The 6,370-nt window shown below is 69.5% G+C and carries 5 protein-coding genes and 1 pseudogene; 2 read left to right on the forward strand and 4 right to left on the reverse strand.

The window, feature by feature from the left end:
* A pseudogene (locus ACH13J_RS17845) lies at positions 1 to 203 on the reverse strand (amidase); the annotation flags it as partial.
* Between the two features lie 90 nt (positions 204 to 293).
* On the opposite strand from ACH13J_RS17845, the gene ACH13J_RS17850 reads away from it, so the two are divergent.
* Positions 294 to 1,508: a UbiH/UbiF/VisC/COQ6 family ubiquinone biosynthesis hydroxylase gene (locus ACH13J_RS17850; protein WP_397544701.1), complete on the forward strand. Its 1,215-nt coding sequence runs from the start codon at positions 294 to 296 to the stop codon at positions 1,506 to 1,508.
* Positions 1,509 to 1,584: 76 nt separating this feature from the next.
* Here ACH13J_RS17850 and rsmD read toward each other — a convergent pair whose 3' ends face one another.
* Both rsmD and ACH13J_RS17860 read right to left on the reverse strand, forming a co-directional pair.
* Positions 1,585 to 2,142 (reverse strand): 16S rRNA (guanine(966)-N(2))-methyltransferase RsmD, encoded by a 558-nt coding sequence (gene rsmD / locus ACH13J_RS17855; RefSeq protein ID WP_397544702.1) that lies wholly within the window; start codon positions 2,140 to 2,142, stop codon positions 1,585 to 1,587.
* Complete coding sequence (locus ACH13J_RS17860) at positions 2,139 to 3,350, reverse strand: FAD-dependent oxidoreductase (RefSeq protein ID WP_397544703.1); 1,212 nt, start codon at positions 3,348 to 3,350, stop codon at positions 2,139 to 2,141. Before ACH13J_RS17860 ends, rsmD begins: the two co-directional genes overlap by 4 nt.
* Before the next feature lie 94 nt (positions 3,351 to 3,444).
* On the opposite strand from ACH13J_RS17860, the gene ACH13J_RS17865 reads away from it, so the two are divergent.
* Positions 3,445 to 3,933, forward strand: a complete 489-nt coding sequence (locus ACH13J_RS17865) for a peroxiredoxin (protein ID WP_397544704.1) — start codon at positions 3,445 to 3,447, stop codon at positions 3,931 to 3,933.
* Positions 3,934 to 3,939: 6 nt separating this feature from the next.
* Here the strand turns inward: ACH13J_RS17865 and ACH13J_RS17870 are convergent.
* On the reverse strand, positions 3,940 to 6,370 hold a 2,431-nt coding region (locus ACH13J_RS17870; RefSeq protein WP_397544705.1), incomplete at its 5' end, for an error-prone DNA polymerase.

Consider the following 6,370-nt stretch of genomic DNA (forward strand, 5'->3'; position numbering starts at 1 on the left):
CGCAGCCCCGCCCGCGCGCGCCCGGCGGCTGCCCGCGCCTCCGACATGGCGCGCGCCTCCGTGACGGCGGAATAGATCCGGTCGCGATCGGGCTGCGCCCCGATCGCATCGAGATACGTTTCGGTCAGCTGCACGGGGTCGATCTTTCCACGCCCGATGCCACGCCCCAGCTCGGCGGCGGTCATGGTCAGCCAGTCCTGCATGCCGGTATCCTCCTCGACCGTTCCGGAAAGCGACCGTAGCGGCACAGGCGCGCATGGACAATCCTGCACGACCCGCCATATGAGAAGGACATGGCAAGGGACACGGATATCCTGATCGTCGGCGGCGGCCTGAACGGCCCGGCGCTGGCATTGGCACTGGCGCAGGCGGGGTTCGCGGTGACGGTGATCGACGCGCTGCCGCAGCAGGTGCGCAAGAATGCCGCCTTCGATGGGCGCGCCTACGCGCTGGCGCTGGCATCGGTGCGGCTGCTCGCGGCCATCGGGATATGGAAACACGTCGCCGCGCATGCCCAGCCGATACTGGAGATCAAGGTTTCAGACGGGCGCGCGGGCGAGGGGCCGGCGCCGTTCTTCCTGCATTTCGATCATGCCGAGATCGAGGAAGGGCCAATGGGCCACATGCTGGAGGACAGGTTCCTGCGTCGGGCCTTTCTCGACGCGATGGACGCGCATCCGCGCATCACCCAGCTCACCGATACGGTGACGGCGCAGCAGGTGTCGGAGAGCGGGGTGACCGTGACGCTCGGCTCGGGGGACAGACTGTCGGGCCGGCTGCTGGTCGGCTCGGACGGGCGCAGCTCGGGAACGGCGGCAAGGGCGGGGATCGCGCGCACCGGCTGGGGCTACGGCCAGACCGCGCTGGTGGCAGCGGTGGCGCACGAGCTGCCCCATCACGGCGTGGCGCACCAGTTCTTCATGCCGCCTGGGCCGCTGGCGATCCTGCCGCTGCCCGGCAACGTGTCCTCCATCGTCTGGAGCGAGAGCGCGGAGACGGCGGCGGCCTTCGCGGCGCTTTCGGACGCCGATTTCCTGGCCGTGCTGCGCCCGCGCTTCGGCGATTTCCGGGGCCGGATCAGCCTGAAGGGCAAGCGGTATACCTATCCTCTGGGCCTGACCATCGCCAACAGCTTCGTGGCCGAGCGGCTGGCGTTGATCGGCGATGCGGCGCACGGGATGCACCCGATCGCGGGGCAGGGGCTGAACGCCGGTCTGCGTGACGTGGGCGCGCTGGCGCAGGTTCTGGGCGAAGCCGCGCGGCGGGGCGAGGATGTCGCCGCACCGGACGTGCTGGCCCGATACCAGCAATGGCGCCGCTTCGACACCGCGACGCTGGCAACGGTGACGGACGCGACCAACCGTCTGTTTTCCAACGATAACCCGCTGCTTCGGCTCGGACGCGACCTCGGCATGGGGGCGTTGGGCGCCATGCCTGCCCTGCGCCGCGGCCTCATCCGCGAGGCGGCGGGGCTGACCGGCGATCTGCCCGAGTTGATGAAGGGCTGAAGGGGGCGCTGCCCCCGTCGCCCTGCGGGCGACTCCCCCGGGGTATTTCGCACCAAGAAGAAACCGGGGGACGCGGTCACGCTGAACGCGAGAGCAGCCGGATGACCGTGTCGCCGTAACACCGCTCGTCGAGCAGGCGCAGCCCCGCGGGCGGGATGACGTCGGCGCTTTCCTCCCACGCGACCAGCGCCTCGCCGGACAGCCAGCCGGCGGCGATCGCGGCATCGAGGGCCTTTTCACCCAACCCCTTGCCATAGGGCGGATCGAGAAAGACGAGATCGCAGGGCGCTGGCGCGGGGCCGGGTTTGCGCGCATCGCGGGCAAGTATGGTGGCCCGGTCCCCGGCGCGGCAGAGCCCGATGTTGTCGCGCAGGAGACGCAGGGCGGCGCGGCCCTGCTCGACGAAGGTGACATGCGCCGCGCCGCGCGACAGGGCCTCGAGCCCCATGGCGCCGGTGCCGGCGAAAAGGTCAAGTACGCGTGCGCCGTGGAGATGGCCGGCATGGGCGCTGGCCAGCACGTTGAAAAGACTCTCGCGCACCCGGTCGGAGGTGGGACGCAGACGGGCGGCCGCGTCCCCCTTGCCGACCGTAGCGAGACGCCGGCCCCGGAATGCGCCGCCGATGATCCTCACGCCTTGAGCAGCGCCTTGAGGTCGGTGGCGGGGTTGCCCACGGCCGCCGGGTCGGGCGACTTGCCCGCGTCGATCAGCCGCTTGCCCACCATGTAGGCGCGCGCGTCGTTCATGGCATCCACGGCCAGCAGCCTGTCGCCGCCGTAATACCAGAACGACACGGCCCCCTCGCCATCGCCGGGGCGGGTCACGACGCTGTCATATCCCGTGTTGAGCCCGGCGATCTGCAGCTTGACGTCGTACTGGTCGGACCAGAACCACGGCCGGGGCACGTATGGCTTGTCCTCACCCAGCATGTTGGCCGCCACGCGCTCGGCCATGTCGATCGCGTTGGGCACGCTTTCCAGACGGATGCGCCGGCCCTCGTGCGGGAAGGACGCGCAATCGCCCGCCGCCCAGATCGACGGGTCGGAGCTGAGGCCGTATTCATCGACGCTGATGCCGTTGTCGACCTCCAGCCCCGCGGCCTCGGCCAGCCCGGTCGCGGGGGTTATGCCCACGCCCACGATGACGAAATCCACCTCCAGCGCGCTGCCATCCGATAGCCGCGCGCCGGTAACGCGCCCCTCGCCCAAAAGGGTTTCAAGGCCCGTTCCCTCGCGTATCTCGACCCCGTGGCTTTCGTGCAGCTTGCGGAAATAATCGGCGGTTTCCGGGCAGGCCACGCGTTGAAGGATGCGGTCGGCCATCTCGACCACCGTGACCCGCAAGCCCTTCGCGGCGGCCACCGCCGCCGCCTCGAGCCCGATATAGCCGCCGCCGACGATGAGCAGGCGCGCCCCCGGGCGGAATTCCGGCGCCATGCCGTCCACATCCGCGAGGTTGCGCACCACGTGCACGCCGTCCAGCTCGCCGCCGACGCTGCCGGGCAGACGGCGGGGCACCGAGCCCGTGGTCAGCGCCAGCTGGTCGTAGCCGATACTGCGCCCGCCGGCCACCACCACCTTGTCGGCGCGGTCGATCGCGGTGACGGTCTCGCTCAGGTGCAGGTCTATCCCGTTGTCGTCGTAGAAGCTCTCGGGGCGCAGGAACAGCCGCTCCAGTTCCATCTCGCCCAGCAGGTACTTCTTGGACAGCGGCGGGCGCTGATAGGGCGGCACGGGTTCTTCGCCGATCAGGGTGATCTGGCCGTCGTAGCCTTGTGCGCGCAGCGTCGCCACCAGCGACGCCCCGGCCTGCCCGGCCCCGATCACGACTATGCTGGACATGAAAGTTCCTTTGCGCGTTTCGCCATGGTCAGCGTGGAGTCACGACCCTATATGTAGCGGGAACCGGAACGCAATTGAAGGACAGGAAACGACGATGACCATTTCCGAAGGCGACAAACTTCCCGACGCGACACTTCTGGCCATGGGCGGCGACGGCCCCGAGGAGGTCAAGCTGTCCGACAAAACCGGCGGGCGCAGGATCGTCCTGTTTGCCGTGCCGGGGGCATTCACGCCCACCTGCCATTCGGCGCATGTGCCCAGCTTCGTCCGAACCGGGGACCAGTTCGCCGAAAAGGGCGTGGACGAGATCATCTGCGTGAGCGTCAACGATCCCTTCGTGATGTCCAACTGGGGCAAGGCGACGGGCGCCTCGGCGGCCGGTATCACCATGCTGGGCGATCCCGAAGCGGCGTTCACAAAGGCCATCGGGATGGATTTCTCGGCCCCGCCGGCCGGGCTGATCGACCGCTCCAGGCGCTACGCCATGCTGGTCGAGGACGGCACGGTCAAGCTGCTGCACGTCGAGGAGAATCCCGGCGCCTGCGAAACCTCCGCGGGCGAGGCGCTGCTGGCGGCGATGTAGGGCGGGTCATCCGCCTTTCCGGGTGGTCCCGCCACGGTCTCCGGGCGGCGGCGTGAGGATGTGCCGCAACAGCGCCAGCGGGTGCGCCCGGAGCGACAGGCGCGTCGCCACGTAATCCTCGACCACCTCCTCGGCGAGGCTCATCCGCGGGAGCGCCACCTCCGGTTCCTGGATCGCCTCGCCGTCCATGTCGCCGGCAAAAAGCGGCAGGGGCGCGTCGCCGGCCAGCGCGCGCGCCTGCCAGAGCGCCTCGCGCCGGGTGAGGCCCAGCGCGGCGAAGGCGTCGGCCTCGGCCAACCGGGTGACGGCCGCGGGGCCCACCCCCGCGCGGCGCCAGACATCCGCCACCGCCCTGTAGCCGTTGCCGCGCGCCGCGGCGATCCAGCTGGCATCCTCTTCCGACAGCCCCTTGACCTGCCGGAACCCCAGCCTCAGTGCCAGCCCGCCCCTGTCATCCGGTTCCATCACATTGTCCCAGAAGCTGGACTGGACGCAGACCGGGCGGACCTCGACCCCGTGCTCGCGCGCGTCGCGGATGATCTGGGCCGGCGCGTAAAAGCCCATCGGCTGCGAATTCAGCAGCGCGCAGGCGAAGATGCCGGGATGATGCCGCTTGACCCAGGCGCTGGCATAAACCAGCAGCGCGAAGCTGGCCGCGTGGCTTTCGGGAAAGCCGTAGGAGCCGAACCCCTCGATCTGGGAAAAGCAGCGTTCTGAAAAGTCGTCATCATAGCCGTTCTTCGCCATGCCGCGCAGGAAACGGGCCCGGAACTCGCCGACATTGCCGTGCTTGTTGAAGGTGGCCAACGACCGGCGCAGGCGGTCGGCCTCCTCGGGCGTGAAGCCCGCGCCGGTGATGGCGATCTGCATCGCCTGTTCCTGAAAAAGCGGCACGCCGAGGGTTTTGCCCAGCACCCGGCCCAGGGCGTCGGAGGGGAATTCCACCGGCTCCTCGCCGTTGCGGCGGCGGATATAGGGGTGAACCATGTCGCCCTGGATCGGGCCGGGGCGGATGATGGCGACCTCGATGACGAGATCGTAGAAGCAGCGCGGGCGCATCCGCGGCAGGAAGTTCATCTGCGCACGGCTTTCCACCTGGAAGACACCGATGCTGTCGGCGGCGCAGAGCATGTCGTAAACGGCCGGATCCTCGGGCGGCAGGGTGGCCAGCGTGTAATCCGCCCCGTGATGGCGGGCCAGCAGGTCGAAGGACTTGCGCAGGCAGGTCAGCATGCCGAGGCTCAGCACGTCGACCTTGAGGATGCCAAGCGCGTCGATGTCGTCCTTGTCCCAGCAGATCACGGTGCGGTTTTCCATGCTGGCGTTTTCCACCGGCACGAGTTCGTCCAGCCGCCCCTCGGTGATGACGAAGCCGCCGACATGCTGGGACAGGTGGCGGGGAAAGCCCTCGATCTCGCGCACCAGCTCCAGCGTCCGGCGCAGGCGGGGGTCGTCGGGGTCGAGGCCGATTTCCTGCAATCGCTGGCGTTGCAGGTTGCCGGCGGCGAAGACCCCCCAAAGCTGCGAGGACAGCGCGGCAAGCGTGTCCCGGCTCAACCCCATCGCGGCGCCGACCTCCCGGATGGCGCGCTTGCCGCGGTAGTGGATGACGGTGGCGCAGAGCCCGGCACGGTGGCGGCCGTAGCGGTCGTAGATATGCTGGATCACTTCCTCGCGCCGCTCATGCTCGAAATCGACGTCGATATCGGGGGGTTCGCCCCTTGCCTCTGACACGAAACGTTCGAAGACCATCGTGCCGGTCTCGGGCGACACGCTGGTGACGCCGAGGCAGTAGCACACGACCGAGTTGGCGGCCGAGCCGCGCCCCTGGCAGAGGATGCCGCGGGAGCGGGCGAAGGCGACAACATCGTTGACGGTGAGGAAATAGGGCTCGTAGCCCAGACGCGCGATCAGGTCGAGCTCATGCGCGAGCTGGCGGCGCACCCCGTCCGGCGCGCCGGAGGGATAGCGCCAGCGCAACCCCTCATGCGCCAGCCGTTCCAGCCGTGCCGCCGGGGTTTCGCCGCCCGCCACCTCGGCCGGGTACTCGTAACGCAGCTCGTCCAGCGAAAAGGTCAGGGTTCCCGCCAGCGTTCCCGCCCTGTGCACCGCGTCCTCGTGCCCGTGGAAAAGGCGCAGCATCTCCCTCTCCGAACGCAGGCGCCGCTCGCCATTGGCCAGCGCGGCGCGGCCGAGATCGGCCACCGGCCGGCCCTGCCGGATGGCGGTCAGCACATCGGCCAGCCGCCTTCGGCTGGCGTGATGCATCATCGGCGCGGCCGAGGCGAGGGTGGGCAGGCCCATCCGCCGGGCGACCCCGGCCAGCCGGTCGAACCGCGCCCGGTCCTGCCCGTCATAGCGCGGCGAAAGCACCAGGTGCATGTCCGCCCCGAACATGCGCACAAGCCGCCGCGCCGCGCGGCCCCATGCGGCCCTG

It is taken from the genome of Roseovarius salis, assembly GCF_044472985.1.
In the GTDB taxonomy this organism is placed as follows: Bacteria; Pseudomonadota; Alphaproteobacteria; order Rhodobacterales; family Rhodobacteraceae; genus Roseovarius; species Roseovarius salis.